The 14,536-nt window shown below is 59.6% G+C and carries 11 protein-coding genes; 3 read left to right on the forward strand and 8 right to left on the reverse strand.

The annotated features are described in order from the left end of the window. Positions 1-99 precede the first annotated feature (99 nt). The 7 genes from J0909_RS08320 to vorB form a co-directional block, all read right to left on the reverse strand. On the reverse strand, positions 100-1,503 hold the full coding sequence (locus tag J0909_RS08320) for an MFS transporter (protein WP_353616750.1): 1,404 nt from the start codon (positions 1,501-1,503) through the stop codon (positions 100-102). 205 nt (positions 1,504-1,708) lie between these two features. Beyond that, a complete protein-coding gene (locus J0909_RS08325) occupies positions 1,709-2,083 on the reverse strand; it encodes a RidA family protein (RefSeq protein WP_207262010.1) in 375 nt (124 codons plus the stop codon). A gap of 79 nt (positions 2,084-2,162) precedes the next feature. Next, positions 2,163-4,331, reverse strand: a complete 2,169-nt coding sequence (locus tag J0909_RS08330) for an acetate--CoA ligase family protein (RefSeq protein WP_207262011.1) — start codon at positions 4,329-4,331, stop codon at positions 2,163-2,165. A 25-nt stretch (positions 4,332-4,356) separates the two neighbouring features. Next, positions 4,357-4,578: a 4Fe-4S binding protein gene (locus J0909_RS08335; protein WP_207262012.1), complete on the reverse strand. Its 222-nt coding sequence runs from the start codon at positions 4,576-4,578 to the stop codon at positions 4,357-4,359. Beyond that, positions 4,575-5,147 (reverse strand): 2-oxoacid:ferredoxin oxidoreductase subunit gamma family protein, encoded by a 573-nt coding sequence (locus J0909_RS08340; protein WP_353616751.1) that lies wholly within the window; start codon positions 5,145-5,147, stop codon positions 4,575-4,577. The genes J0909_RS08335 and J0909_RS08340 overlap by 4 nt, the downstream gene beginning before the upstream one ends. Continuing rightward, positions 5,119-5,880: a thiamine pyrophosphate-dependent enzyme gene (locus J0909_RS08345; RefSeq protein ID WP_207262015.1), complete on the reverse strand. Its 762-nt coding sequence runs from the start codon at positions 5,878-5,880 to the stop codon at positions 5,119-5,121. The genes J0909_RS08340 and J0909_RS08345 overlap by 29 nt, the downstream gene beginning before the upstream one ends. Before the next feature lies 1 nt (position 5,881). Further along, complete coding sequence (gene vorB / locus J0909_RS08350) at positions 5,882-6,952, reverse strand: 3-methyl-2-oxobutanoate dehydrogenase subunit VorB (RefSeq protein ID WP_207262017.1); 1,071 nt, start codon at positions 6,950-6,952, stop codon at positions 5,882-5,884. Positions 6,953-7,710: 758 nt separating this feature from the next. Between vorB and J0909_RS08355 the strand changes: the two genes are divergently transcribed. Beyond that, positions 7,711-8,514, forward strand: a complete 804-nt coding sequence (locus tag J0909_RS08355; protein WP_207262019.1) for an IclR family transcriptional regulator — start codon at positions 7,711-7,713, stop codon at positions 8,512-8,514. A gap of 151 nt (positions 8,515-8,665) precedes the next feature. Here J0909_RS08355 and J0909_RS08360 read toward each other — a convergent pair whose 3' ends face one another. Further along, a complete protein-coding gene (locus tag J0909_RS08360) occupies positions 8,666-10,408 on the reverse strand; it encodes a proline--tRNA ligase (RefSeq protein ID WP_207262021.1) in 1,743 nt (580 codons plus the stop codon). Between the two features lie 1,152 nt (positions 10,409-11,560). Between J0909_RS08360 and J0909_RS08365 the strand changes: the two genes are divergently transcribed. Both J0909_RS08365 and J0909_RS08370 read left to right on the forward strand, forming a co-directional pair. Next, positions 11,561-12,226, forward strand: a complete 666-nt coding sequence (locus tag J0909_RS08365) for a 4Fe-4S dicluster domain-containing protein (RefSeq protein ID WP_207262023.1) — start codon at positions 11,561-11,563, stop codon at positions 12,224-12,226. A gap of 54 nt (positions 12,227-12,280) precedes the next feature. Further along, entirely contained in the window at positions 12,281-14,398 is a 2,118-nt protein-coding gene (locus J0909_RS08370) for an aldehyde ferredoxin oxidoreductase N-terminal domain-containing protein (protein WP_502757435.1), read from the forward strand. Positions 14,399-14,536: the final 138 nt, after the last annotated feature.

Raw genomic sequence — 14,536 nt, forward strand, 5'->3', positions numbered from 1 at the left:
TGAATTTTTAATGGTTGAGATGTCCCATCTGGCTTCGGAATTTTCCCGGCCGCGCACGGCCCGTCAAACATCCAAGGGGACGAGGCATTGCCGTATCCGCTAGCGCGCTTCGGAGGCCGAAGAGCTCGGTTCAAGGTAGACGCTTGCTCCCGGCTCCGGGCAACAGGCAGCCTCCTCCAGCGTACAGTGCTTGGTTTCGGGAGCCATCTTCAGGCTCACTAGGTAGCCGATTGCCGTAATGAACGCCGCCGCCCATACCGTTCCGCTGATACCCAGCCTTTCGAGGGACAAAGGCACGAAATAGGTGCCGATGGCCGCCCCTATCCGGCTCAAGGATGAGGCCAGGCCGACGGCCGAGGCCCGGATCTCCGTCGGAAACAGCTCGTTGGGATAAACGAACTGCAAATTCTGGGAACATCCCGTGGCCAGGGCGTAAACCGAGAACAGCAACAGGATGAGGAAGGGGTTGGCGTTCGTGAAAAGGCCGAGGAGGAATAAGGCCACGGCCGACCAGAAGAAACTGTGCAGCAGGGAGGAGCGGCGGCCCATCTTGTTGATGAGCGGCAGGGGGAGGAGACACCCGAACATGAAGATGACGGTGGTGACCACCGAGCTCATGGTGCCGTGGTCGTGGTTGAGCCCCAGGGCAGCCAGGATCTTCGGCGCAAAGGCGTATACCGAGTACATCGGCAGGATCGCGCACGTCCAAAAGACGGCGATGAACAGCATGCGGGTGCCGTAGCCCGACTTGAACAGTTGCCGGACGCTGGCGGTCTTGGTCGATACGTCCATCGACTTGATCGTTTTCAAGGGAACAGTGGCGTCATACACCAGCTTGAACACCGCGCGGGCCTCTTCATAACGCTGCTGCTTGATGAGCCAGCGGGGTGATTCAGGGGTATGCCTCCGCATGAACAGGAACAGCGTCGCGGGAAGCGCCGCGCTGGCGAGCATCCAGCGCCACGCGTCGGGGCTGTAGGGCAGCATGATGCTTCCGACAACGTAGGCGACAGTCACGCCGAAGGCCCACATGACCACGAGTCCGCCGATGAAGGGACCGCGATATTTCTTCGGGGTGAACTCGGCCATGAGCGCCGTGGCGATGGGGTAGTCGGCGCCGACGGCGACACCGAGCAGGAACCGGATGACGAAGAGATAAAAGGGCGTTTCGGCCCAGAACTGGAGAACCGAACAAAGGCCGAGCGCGATCAGGTCGAGGGTATACAGCAACTGGCGGCCGTATTTGTCCGTCACCCAGCCGCCGGTGAAGCCTCCCAGAAACATGCCCGCCATGGTGGACGCCCCGAGCATCCCTTCCCAAAAGACCGACAGGTTCATGTACGGGGTTATTTGCACCAGGGCGATGCCGATCATGCCCATCACATATCCATCCAGGAACGGTCCCCCCGACGAATAAAAGGCCAGGCGCTTGTGAAAACTGTTCAGAGGCGCATTGTCGCAAAGTTCGGTTAATGATCCACAGCCCATCTCTCTTCCCTCCATAAACTTGGTAATTATCCGCGCAGTTCGACTGCTGCGTGAGTCTGCTTCCGCTTGCGAGAGTCTGTTTTCCTCGCGGCATGACTCATCTGAAATCTTGATCTCCCAGTTTTGAGTGCAATGGGGGGGCGGGTGGTGGCTGAACGCTTCCGAATCGTTCAGAATCGGGGGCTAAGACGAGCAGCCCGCCACCCGCCGAAGGCGTTGGTTAAGAGAATTCTGCGGTAAACTCCATTTCGATGAGCGCCCCCTGGGCGAGGCGGCTCACTTCGACGGTGGCGCGCGCCGGTTTGTGAGCGCCCATGTACTTCTTGTAGACTTCGTTGTAGCCCGCGAAATCATCCCAATTGGTGAGGTACACGGAGGCCCGAACCACGCTCGTCATATCCAGCCCGGCGGAGTCCAGGAGGGATTTGAGATTCTGCATGGCTTGCTCGGTCTGCTCGGTGATGTTCGATCCCACCAACTCACCGGTTTTCCCGAAAGGTCCCTGGCCGGCAAGAAAGAGCAGGTTGCCGCTTCGGATGGCGTCGGTATAGTGACCCAGAGGAGCCGGGCCATTTTTATCGTTGATGAATTCCATAATGATTCCTCCAGGGTAAGAGTTGGCAATTCGTTATGCACATTCCCCCGGCGGCCGAAACCGCCGGGGGAATGTGGTGTTATTTGTTTTCCGTGGGATGCAGTACGATCCGTGCGTCCACGATTTCGATGCCGTTTTCCGTTGCGAACACGGGGTTCAAGTCCACTTCGGCCACATCGGACGACAGTTCGGCGACCATGTAGGATAGACGGCTGACGCCTTCCTCCAGGGCGGGCACGTTGGCGCCGGACTGGCCGCGGACGCCCGTCAGCATCGGATATCCCTTGATCTCGCGGATCATGCGGCCCGCTTCGGGGGTGTTCACCGGAGCGACCCGGAAGGACACGTCCTTGAGGACTTCGACGAAAATGCCGCCGAGACCGAACATGACCGAGGGCCCGAAGGTGCTGTCATAGCTGCTGCCGATGATGCATTCTATGCCGCCGGGCAGCATGGGGGTCAGCATCACGCCGAAGACGTCGGCGTCGGCCTTGTAGGCCCGGCCGTTGGCGATAAGCTGGTTGTAGGCCTCCCGGGCCTTGGCCGTGCTGTCGACATGCAGGATGACGCCGCCGGCGTCGGTCTTGTGCAGGATATCGGGAGAGACAATCTTCATGACCACCTTGTCGGCGCCCATCTCGGTGAATAGCTTGGCCGCCTCGTCCGGGCTGGTGGCCAGGAGATGGTTCGGCAGGTCAAAGCCGTATGCGCGCAGCACTTCGCGGGCTTCGGTCTCCACCAGGTTGATCCGATTCTGGGACCGGACGGTCTTGAAGATGGCGTCGACCTTGGACTTGCGGTCTTCGGGAAGCTGCGGCGGGGTGGCCGCCAGCTCTTCCTTGATCTTTTCCTGGCGGGAGTTGAAGCCGACCAGGGCGCCCATCGCCCGCATGGCGGAATCAATGGAGCCGTAAACCGGGAAGCCGTGCTTGCGGATGTAGGTCAGGCTTTCGGGCTGTTGGGCGTAGTACATGGAGTGCATGAGCACCGGCTTGTCCGAATTGTTCGCCCGCTCGACCAGGCTCTTGGCCACATCCATCTCCATCTGGCGGAATTCCTCGGAGAAGTCGCAGTAGCCGCCGTAGAGACCGGCGATGACCAGGCCATCGACCTCGGGATCGGCCAGCAGCACTTCGGCGCAACGGTCGAAGACCCACATGTCGTGCTCAGGCGTGCCCGCGAGATCAACGGGGTTCTTGATCGGGCAATGGGGCATGAGGATGGCGCGCAGCTTCTTCTGGGTCTCCTCGGAAAGCACGAAGGCGTCCAGGCCTAGGGGTTCGGCCATGTCCGTGGCCATGACGCCATGGCCGCCGCCGTCGGTCAGGATGGCGATGCGGTTGCCCTTGGGCTTCTTGCAGCGGGCAAAGGCCTCGCCGACATCCAGGAGTTCCTGCGGCGTCTCGACCCGGACGACGCCGGCTTGGTTGAGGGCGGCATCAAAGATCTTCTCGCTGCCGGCCAGGGAGCCCGTGTGCGATGCCGCGGCGCGGGCTCCGGCCTGGCTGCGACCGATCTTGATGGCGGAGAGGGGTTTCTTGAGCGTGGCCAGGCGGGCGTTGTGCAGAAAGTTCCGGCCGTCGTCCACGGAGGCGACGCGGAGCCCTTCCATATACATCATGACCACGCGGGTGGCATCGTCCTGGCCCATGTACTCCACGAAGTCCGCAAAGCGCAGGTCCATCTGATTGCCGATGCTGGCCCAGGCGCTGTAGCCGATGCCCCGAGTTTTGGCGTTGAAGTTGATGTCGATGCCGAAGTTGCCGCTCTGGAGTACCAGACCCATGGGGCCGTCGGCCAGATCGATGGTGCTGGCGTTGAGGTGGACGGGCGAGCTGAAGATGCCCATGCAGTTGGGACCCTGGATCCGCATGCCGGCCTTTTGGGCGATGGCGACGATCTTTTTTTCCAGTTCCTTGCCCTCGGGGCCGGTCTCGCCGAAGCCGGTGGCGACCACGACCAGGGCCTTGACACCCTTGTCGGCGCACTCCTGGATGACGGGCAGAATATATTTGGGGGAAATGCCGACGATGGCCATATCCACGGGACCCGGGACATCGGAAATGCTGGCATAGGGTTTCTTGCCCAGAATATCGGCCGCGGCAGTCCTGGAGATGAAGTACAGATCGCCGGTGAACTTGCTGTCGATCAAGCCCTTTGCGGTCCAGTACCCGTATTTTTTCGGATCCGAAGAAGCGCCGATCAGCGCAACGCTCTTGGGTCGAAAAAGAGGATTCAAATCAGACATTTTCTATTTTCCTTGTTCCAAAGTATTAGTTTGCTTCGATGACGCCGATGGCGACATCGGGGCAGACAATCCGGCAGACATTGCACTTGATGCATTTCTCGGGAGCCACCTGGATCACGTAGGCATAGCCCTGGGGGTTCAAATCGGAACCGATGGCGAGGGTTTGCTTGGGACACGCCTCGACACACAGGCCGCAAGACTTGCAACGCACGCTCTCGATCAAATGCAGTTTCATTTTCTTGCTCATTTGCAAGCCTCCTTTTCCGCGGCTTCGATGCCGGCGTTCAGGGCCTGGATGTTCACTTCGAGTAACGCGGCCTTTTTCTTGCCCATGGCGTCGGTAAGCGCGGCAACGACGGCGTCGGTGCCCAGCATGCCGACGGTCTTGACCACGGCGCCCAGCATGATGATGTTGGCCACCCGCACATTGCCCATGTCCTGAGCCATCTCGGAAACCGGCAGGCGCACTTGTGTCACCTCGGGCCGGGTCAGTTCCTTCTTGACCATGGAGCTGTTCACGAACAGCGTGCCGCCGTCCTTCATGCCTTCCAAGGTGGCCTGGTAGATGCTTTCGCTCATGGCCACGCCGATATCCGCGTCGGATTCGACAATGGGATTGCCGATGGGGGTATCGGAAAGGACGACGAAGCCCGTGGAATCACCACCGCGCTGCTCGACCCCGTAGGTCTGGGTCATGACAACCTGCTTGTTTTCCTTGATGCCCGCGTAGCAAGTGAGCTTCGCCATCAGAGCAGCCCCCTGGCCGCCGGAACCTGAAAATGCACACTTATACTTCATCGCTTTTCTCCAATTCATTTTTGAAAACTTGAGGTTTGAAGTAGCTGAGGGTTTCTTTGGCGGCGTAGGCGTAGGCGTCGGGCACCGACAGATGGAGCCCGGTCGGACAGGGCGAGATGACTTCCACGAAGGCGAAGCCCAGGCCCTTGACCTGACATTCGAAGGCGTTGCGGATGCTCTTGGCGGCCCGGTTGATGCTCTTCACGTCGACGACGGTTTCCCGGGCGAGGTAGGCGACGCCTTTCATTGCCCGCATCATCTCCGGCACCAGCAGCGGATAGCCGTGGATATGGACGTCGCGTCCCTTGGTCGTGGTGGTGGTCACCTGTCCGGGGATGGTCGTGGGAGACATCTGTCCGCCGGTCATGCCGAACACGGAGTTGTTGACCATGATGCAGGTGATGGGCATGCCGCGGTTGGCCGCATGCATGATTTCATGCAGGCCGATGGCGCTTGTGTCGCCGTCGCCCTGGTAGGTGAAAACGACGTGGTCGGGCATGGCGATCTTGTAGCCGATGGCCGTGGCCGGAGCGCGCCCGTGGATGGCCTCGATGGCGTCGACTTCCAGATAATGGTGGGAAAAGCCGCCGCAGCCGATGCCGACCACGGACATGGTCTTTTCCCGGATTCCCATGGATTCGATGGTCTCGGCCACCAGGCGGGTGACGATGCCGTGCCCGCAACCGGGGCAATAACTGGTGAGCTTGTCGAATTTCAGCGTTTTGCCGTAATAATCTGCTAATGTCTGCATGCTACTCTCCCTCAAGCAGTTTGCTGGCTTCACGGGTCATGTCCGCCAAGGTGCACATGGGGATGTCGCCGCCGGTCTTGCCCAGGAAGTGCACCGGCACTCTCCCGTTTACGGCCAGGCGCACATCGTCGACCATCTGTCCGTGATTCATTTCCACGACCAGGATCGACTTGACCGAAGCGGGGATGTTCTCGAAGGCCTTGTTGGGGAAGGGCCAGAGCGTGATGGGACGGATAAAGCCCACGCGCTTGCCCTGCGCCCGAAACGATTCCACCAGGTCCTTGCACATGCGGCCGTGGATGCCGAAGGCGACGACCAACACTTCGGCGTCGTCCACTTCCTCCTGCTCCCACATCTGCTCTTTTTCCGCGATTTCCGCATACTTGCGGCGCATGCGTTCGTTCATCTCGTAGCCCTGCTCATGCGTGTAGCTGCCGGTCAGGAGGAAACGCTTGGGATGATCCGCCGTGCCGGTGTAGGCCCAATCCGAGGTGTCGAAGTCCGCCGTGTAGTCGTACGGCTCGTCGAAAGTCGTCGTTTCGGTCATCTGGCAGGTGACGCCGTCAACCACGAAAAGGACCGGGTTGCGGTAGGTCAGCGCCAGCTTGATGCCCTGGGGCATGAGTTCGGCGATTTCCTGCCCGCATGAGGGGGCGAGTACGATGACGCGGTAGTCGCCATGCCCGCCGCCGCGGGTCGCCTGGAAATAGGTGCTTTGCGCACCGATGATGTCACCGTCGCCGGGGCCGACGCGCATGGCGTCGAGCATGATACAGGGCAGTTCGCCCGCCGCCATGAAGCCGATGGCTTCCTGCATCAGCGTCATGCCCGGTCCCGAAGAGGACGTGGCGCCCAGTTTGCCTGCACAGGCGTAGCCCGCCAGCGCGTTGGATACCGCCAGTTCGCTTTCCATCTGCACCATGCGGCCGCCGACTTCGGGCAACATCCTGGACGTATATTTCATGACGTCCGTCGCCGGAGTAATCGGATAGGCAAAGTGGCAACGTATCCCGCAGCGAATCATGCTTTCGGCGAACGCTTCCGTGTTTTTCAAAAACAATGTTTCTTTCATCCTGACTCCTCGCAGAGTTTAAAAGGTATCGGCGCTCAAGAGCGCTCATTTCGACCTTGTCCCGCATTGCGGTATGTCGTACCATTCTTAAAACGAGAACTACATGATAAAAAATATTTCTGTCAACAAAAAATTATTGTCGCCTTGTACTATCCAATATAAGTAACTGAAATAAAAAATTAAAATTTATAACTTTTTTGTTTAAAAAATCCGTATAATGCTCCTGTGTAGCCGATTTCATACTCCGCTGAGCGGTTGGTGAAGGGCAGATATGAGCACGATAAAATACGAAAACGGTATAGCGTACCGTATGTAAATGTGCAGTGAGGGAGGAGCGTGTTGCGACCATGCCGCCAGCCGACGGCCTGGGTACGGCACGGATCCCGGAATGGGGGAAAAGGCGAGCCGTGAGGCGCGCCGGATCAACGGTGCCGGGTTGGTTGAGACCCCGGCGTCGTCCCGAGTTGCGGATTGTCGAAGAGAGCGGGAAAAGTCAGAAATCAGACTTTTTACGTATGGAAATATGGACGATTTTACTATAGTCCTGTGAGGCGTGCCGAGGAAGCGCTACGGCCCGGTTGTGGCACCGCAACGACCGCAGGGTACCATTTCCCGGATCGTGTTCGGCGGAGGGAGCCCATGTTTCTTGTCCGTTGGACAATTTTCGGAATGGCGTACCGCTCTATTGCCCTTCCTACTATTTTAACCTACGATAAAAAAAATCACTAAAACAATATACAAAAACACGTGGAGCCGTCGTGGTTAAAACCGAAAAAAAATATTATGAAATCAGTGCGATTACGAAATGTTGTCTGCTGATTGAGAAGCTGTCGACCCAGAAAACCTGGGAGCTTGCCGATCTCAGTCGGGCTATGGGACTTCCCAAGACCACCGTACACCGCATGTTGCTGACCCTGGTGGACAACGGGTATGTCTATCAGGAAAAGGAGCGCGGCGAATACAGCCTGACTTTCAAGCTCTTCTCCATGGGGAGCAAGGTGCTGCGCCATTCCAGCGTGGTTGACGTGGCGCGGCCCTATTGCCGGGAACTCCTCGGTGCCGTGGACGAGACCGTCAACCTCTGCGTCGCCTCGGGCACGGAAATGCTCGTGGTGGACAAGCAGGTCACCTCCCAGATGCTCCGGCAGGACTCCATCATCGGCAGTTCCTTCCCTCTGTTTCAATCCGCATCCGGCAAGATTTTTCTCGCCTTTGCAGAGGAAGAGGAGGCCGAAAGAGTGCTCAATCTCATTCGCGAACAATCCCCGCAACGGGACATAGACCGCGCACTGCCGGGCCTGCGTTCGGAATTGGAGGAAGTGCGTCGGACCGGTCTCGCCTACGATTATGAAGAGGTCTTCAAGGGTGTCCGCTGCACGGCGGTGCCCATTTTCGATTTTCAGAACAGGCTCGTGGCCACTCTCAGCGTCTCGGCTCCGACGGTACGCCTGAACGAAGTCACCAGCGCCAACATCGAGCGGAACATCATCCGGGCCGCGATCGGCATCTCCCAACGCCTCGGGGCCTCTCCCGCCATCCTGCCCTTCAATATCGCCGGCTAGCCCCGGATAACCGGAGGCTTTCGCCGCTCCCGGCTCCCGTCTGCGTCGAGGACCTGAGGGTGGTTGTGTCGATTGCCTAACGAAAGCCATGGCTCGGCGGCCTTCGGCGGGCAGGGGATAGCCCCACCCTCCGAAGGCTCCGTCGGGATCGCTACAGCTCCAGCCCCCACCGGGACCAGACCTCCGCGCGCCAGGCTGCGAAAGCCTCGGCAAAACCATCCAGCGGCAGCTCCGTTTTCTCACTGGTTTTTCGGTCCTTGGCCTCGATGATTCCTTTTTCGAAGCTTTTTCCGCCCAGAACGAGCTGCATGGGATAACCCACCAGATCTGCTTCGGCGAACTTGACGCCTGGGCGCTCCCCGCGCTCATCAAAGGCCACGTCCACACCCATGTCCGTGATGTTCGCGTAGAGTTCCTCGGCCTTGGCCGCCACGTCCTCATCCGCGCCCGCCAGGGAGATCAGGCAGACTTCGTAGGGGGCGATGGACGGCGGGAAACAACAGCCGTTCTCATCGTTGTTCTGTTCGATGGCCGCAGCCACGATGCGCGAAACCCCGATTCCGTAACAGCCCATGACCATGGGCTTGCTGTCGCCGTTCTCATCCAGGAACGTGGCATCCATCTTGGCGGAATATTTGAGGCCCAGCTTGAAGACGTGTCCCACTTCGATTCCTTCGGTAAACTCGATGGCCCCCCCGCATTCCGGGCAGGGATCGGAGGGTTCGATGGTGCGCAGGTCCGCAAATTTATCGATCCGGCAGTCGCGGCCCAGGGAAAGGTGGCGAAGGAGGGTGTCCGGCGCATTGTCGCGGGCCGTCCAATCGGTCGCCAGGCGCAGCTCGTTGTCCGCATACATGGGAATGTCTTCGGCGAGACCCACGGGACCGGCGAACTCCCCGGACGCTCCGGTCAGCCGACGGATCACGGCCGCGTCCGCGAACTCGATGTCGTTGCCGCCGACCAGGTTGCGCAGCTTGACCTCGTTGAGCTCCCGATCCCCGCGCACCAGGGCTGCTACAGGCCTGTCGCCGTCCACGACCAGGAGCAACGCCTTGATGAACTTGTCCGGGGATGTGCCGAGCGCGGCACAGGCTTTGTCAATGGTGCGGGCGTCTGCAGCGGCCACGCGCTCCAGTGTCGGGCAGTCGGCGCGGGTCATGTCCTCGCCTTCGGGCACGGTCACGCGGGCCTTTTCCAGGTTGGCGGCGAATTCGCAGGCGGTGCAGGACGCGAGCGTGTCCTCGCCGGTCTTTGCCAATACCATGAATTCGTGGGAGAAATCTCCCCCTATGGCCCCGGAGTCCGCCTGAACAGGTTTGAAGCGAAGGCCGATGCGGGCGAACGTCTTCTTGTAGGCCTCGAACATGGCCCGATAGGATTCTTCGGCACCTTTCTCGTCCCTGTCGAAGGAGTAGCCGTCCTTCATGATGAACTCGCGGCCGCGCATGAGACCGAAGCGGGGCCGTATCTCGTCCCGAAATTTGGTTTGGATCTGGTACAGGTTGAGGGGCAATTGCTTATAGGATCGGGTCTCGCCGCGCACCAAGTCGGTGATGACTTCCTCGTGCGTTGGTCCAAGACAATAGTCGCGGTCGTGCCGGTCGTTGAAACGAAGCAATTCTTTGCCGTAATAGTCCCATCGCCCGGTCTCCTGCCAGAGGCTGGCGGGTTGGACCATGGGCAACAGGACCTCCAGCGCCCCGGCGCGGCTCATCTCCTCGCGCACGATCTGTGAAACCTTGTTGATGGAGCGCAGCCCGAGCGGCAGATAGCAGTAAATGCCGCTGGTCAGCTTGCGGATCATTCCCGCGCGCAGCAACAACTTGTGGGAGATCACCTCGGCATCGGCCGGGCTCTCTTTGAGAGTGGGGACGTAGTAGCGGGAAAGACGCATGGATCAACCTCTCTTTTTGTGATGAACAGCTTTACCTTCGCCGCCGCTCCCGATTGTCCGCGTCGGCCCGGATCCCATTGAGGGGAGTTTTTCCGAGGAAGACGGTTTCGCGGTTGTCCGGGGCCGGGTGAACTCCGGTGCGCACCTCCGCTTCAGGCCAGCGCCGCCCGGCGGCCGACCAGGAAGCGGCGGTTGGTTTTTGCTGTGAATTAAACGGGACGCTATACCATTTTTATCGTCAAGCCAAGTAGATACGATTTTTTCCCCGCAAGTGTGATTTCTAATTATTTAATTATATGATGATGTTGCATTAATAATGAGAGGGGTATTTAAAAAAATAAGATGATGTGCCGCAATGCGGGATGATGTCTTTTTTCCCCTTTTGGCGAGCCGCGGGAAGGGTGTCGGCGGCTGGACGTCCAAGGGGGGGCTCCCCGTTCCCCAGGCCCAGGCAGGCCGGACCAACAATGAAGGCCGGGCGGCTACTGCGGATGCCCGGCCTTCATTGTTGGTCCCTGCGCGTCACGGCGCTTTGTTTGGAATTGGAGCATTCCAGGCTTACGCGGCGCGCTGCGGACCCGGGTTTGGAGAAGCTGATTTCACCGGCGCCCGGGGGGGAGAGTCCCAAGCCAGAATGCCGCCGTGGGTGTGTGGATTGTTCTGTTTGCGTCGGGATTGTCGGGGCAGCCGTTTGGCTAGGCAATCCCGTGGCGTGTTGAACGGGATGCCTGCGTGCCCTTGCTTCAGAGTGCATATGTTAGTTTAAACAAGTCAGAATTGTAGGTGTAGTGGTTTTTCATGGCCGATAGGCCTGGAGATTGATTGGATTGCTGTTCGTTGCATTATGTCAATGTATTGATGCTATATTTAACATAAGAACCGCCCCTATATGACCCGCCTGAAATGACTTGTCGGGTCATTCGGACCCGAATTCCGGAATAATCAAAATCCTCATTCCCATCCTTTGTATGGAGTTGCGAGTCGTTTCCCGCCACGCCGGGTAAAATTTAATCGCCAGCAACTTTCCGACGTTATCGACATGCGGTCAATGGACGGTGCCAATGGCGGCCGCTTGAGCTGCGGCCCTGGCACCCATCTTGCCTTGTGGGGCGTAATGTTGATTCCACAATCGCCCATACCAAGGAGGACACTGTGAGCGAGAGTTCAACCAAAAACGTGCCTGAGTCCATGGCGGCGTCTTTTCCCGAAGAACAAAGGGAAAAGGAGCAGCCGCCCGAGAAGAAGCTGGTCGTCAGCCGTAGAAAGATGCTGGGGTTTCTGGGCATCCAGATAGCCGCGGGAGCTCTGGCCGTCACCGAGGTTGTGGCCGCGCCCAAGAACTTCCGGCCGGAGTGCACCAATCGGGGCATCACCCCCGAGCAGCTTCCCAACGCCCGGGCCTGGCTCATGACCAACCCGACCACCTGCGTGGGCTGCCGGACCTGCGAGATTGTCTGCTCCCTGTCCCATGACGGCATCTGTCAGCCGAACATTGCCCGCATTCACACCGTGTACGATCCCCTGCATTCTCTGAGCAAGCTGTGCGCCATGCCCTATGCGTGCAAGCAGTGCAACATGGCGGACTGTTATCTGGCCTGTGAGTACGACGCCCTGGTCCTGGACAAGAAGACCGGGGCCCGGGTCATTGATCCCGAGAAGTGCCAGGCCTGCGGCGAATGTTTGGCGGCCTGTCCCTGGGACATGGTGGTCCACAACGAGGCCAAGGACACCTACAGCAAGTGCGACCTCTGCGGCGGCGACCCGCAATGCGTGAAGTATTGCCCGGCCGACGCGATCAAGTTCATTGAACTGGGATAATCCCGTTTGAAAGGAGCATCTACAATGTATGGATGGGCTGGGAAAATATTGAGGGTGGACCTGACCAATGGTTCCATCTCCACGGTAGACACCAAGAAGTACACCGACTACATGGGCGGCCTCGGTTTCGGGTACAAGATCATTTTCGACGAAGCGCCCAAAGCGGGTCCTTTTGACCCGGAGAACCGTTTGATCTTCGCCATCGGCCCTCTGACCGGCACCATGGCGCCCTCTACTTCGCGGCCGGAAATCATCAGTATTTCGCCGCACTCCTACGCGACGCAGGCCAAGCATCCCATGGCTTCGCGGAGCAATTTCGGCGGCTACTGGGGGGCGGAATTGAAGTTCGCGGGCTTTGATGCGGTCATCGTCCAGGGCAAGTCCCCCAAGCCGGTGTACATCAACATCAACAACGACAAGGTGACCATCGAGGACGCCTCGGCCGTATGGGGCAAGGACGGCCTGGCCGCTCAGGAAGTCATCAAGGCGGAGCAGAAGGACAACGATGTCCAGATAGCGACCATCGGTCCCGCCGGCGAACGGATGGTCCGCATCGCGCCCATTATTCACCGCCTCGGCAATGTGGCCAGGCAGGGCGGCTTCGGTGCCGTCATGGGCTCCAAGAACCTCAAGGCCATTGCCGTGCGCGGTACCCACGGCGTCGAGGTGGCGGATAAGAAAGGGTTGATCGAGTACGTCAAGACCGTGCGCGAGTTCCAGCCCGCTCCGCTGGGCGCGACCCCGCTGTCCAGCGGCCCGCTGAGCTGGACCGGGAAGCACATTGACCCCAAGAACATCAACCAGCAGGCACAGCGCTTCAACCAGACCGAGAGCAATGCGCCCTGGCTGAACAAATACCACCTCAAGACGCAGTCCTGCTACGCCTGTCCCCAGGGGTGCTACACGTATATGAAGGTGCCCAAGCTGGGCACGGGCGCAGTCAGCTGCACCCAGTGGTTTTACGCATGGATGGGCAACAAGGACGAGGCCACTTTCCAGGCCAGTCAGTTGGTCAACAAGCTGGGCCTGGATTCCTTCGAGATGTTCCCCATGATCCAGTTCATCTGGTTCCTGCAGGACGAAAAGGTGAACGGCAAGAGCCTGCTCCGGCACATGTACGACAAGAAGCTGGTCAGCAAGAAGAACCTCGATGTCCTGGAGGCCGCGCACTATCCCCGCGAAGGGGGCGATCTGGGTTCCGCCGGCCTGGAAGGCATGCTGAAGTTGATGGCCTATCGTGAAGACTTCCTGGGTGACGCCCTGGGCGAGGGTTTCCGGCGGGCCATGGACATCCTTTCGGACGAGTTCAAGAGGCTCAAGATGCCCGAGGTGGCCGATGGGGTCATGAAGTTCGTCAAGATGGAAGGCATCATGGGCGGCGTGGTTGGCGGCAACGGCGGCTGGGGCATGTCCGCCCACTACGATCCCAGGACATTCGGCTACTACTGGGCCGTGAACTTCGCCATGGAGAACTGCGACCCCATGCGCCATTCCATGACCAACCTGATCGAATGGACGGGGCTTTCCTTTGAGCAGGCCATGCCCGTGGCCAAGAAGCATTGGGGTGCGGAGATCGCGGAGAACGGATTGAGCGACATCCACCGCAGCCGCGACATCCCTTTGACCTGGCATGGCGCGAAGTCGGCCAAGGCCAACGCCGCCCTGAGCCAGTTCATTCATTACCGGGGCTGTATCAAGGACAGCATGACGGGCTGCGACTGGGTCTATCCCGTCATGACCAGCGGCCGCGAAGACCGGGGCTATGCCGGAGACATCTCGGTGGAGTACAAGCTCCTCGGGCTGGTTACCGGGGAAAAGATGACTCAGGAGAAACTGAACGAGCAGGCCGCCAGAACCTGGACCCTGCACCGGCTCCTGACGGTTCTGGAATGGAACGACGGCCAGCCGGTGAACATGCGCGAGGAACATGACCAGATCCCGGATCACTTCTTCGCTCCGGTGGACACCCGGCTTTTGCCCGCCTATCCCCCGGCCGATCCGCCGCACCCGCCCCTGATTCGCGAGAACTTCGAGGCGACCAAGACGGAATACTACAAGCTCATGGGCTGGGACGTGGAAACCGGGCTGCCGACCCGCAGCCTGCTCAAAAAGCTGGGCATGGAGGACGTGCTGGCCGCCTTCGAAGCCCAGGCCTTCAGACTGCCGAGTTGACCGACGACGCAATGGGTCTTGAACGGCGACTTCATTCCGTAAGACCTACGAGTCCCGGCCTCCCGAGCATATCGGACCCTCGGGGGGCCGGGGACTCATCCTCCGCGAACCGGGCCGCCTCGCGGCGGTCCGGCCGCG

It is taken from the genome of Desulfovibrio sp. Huiquan2017 (assembly GCF_017351175.1).
Lineage (GTDB): Bacteria > Desulfobacterota > Desulfovibrionia > Desulfovibrionales > Desulfovibrionaceae > Pseudodesulfovibrio.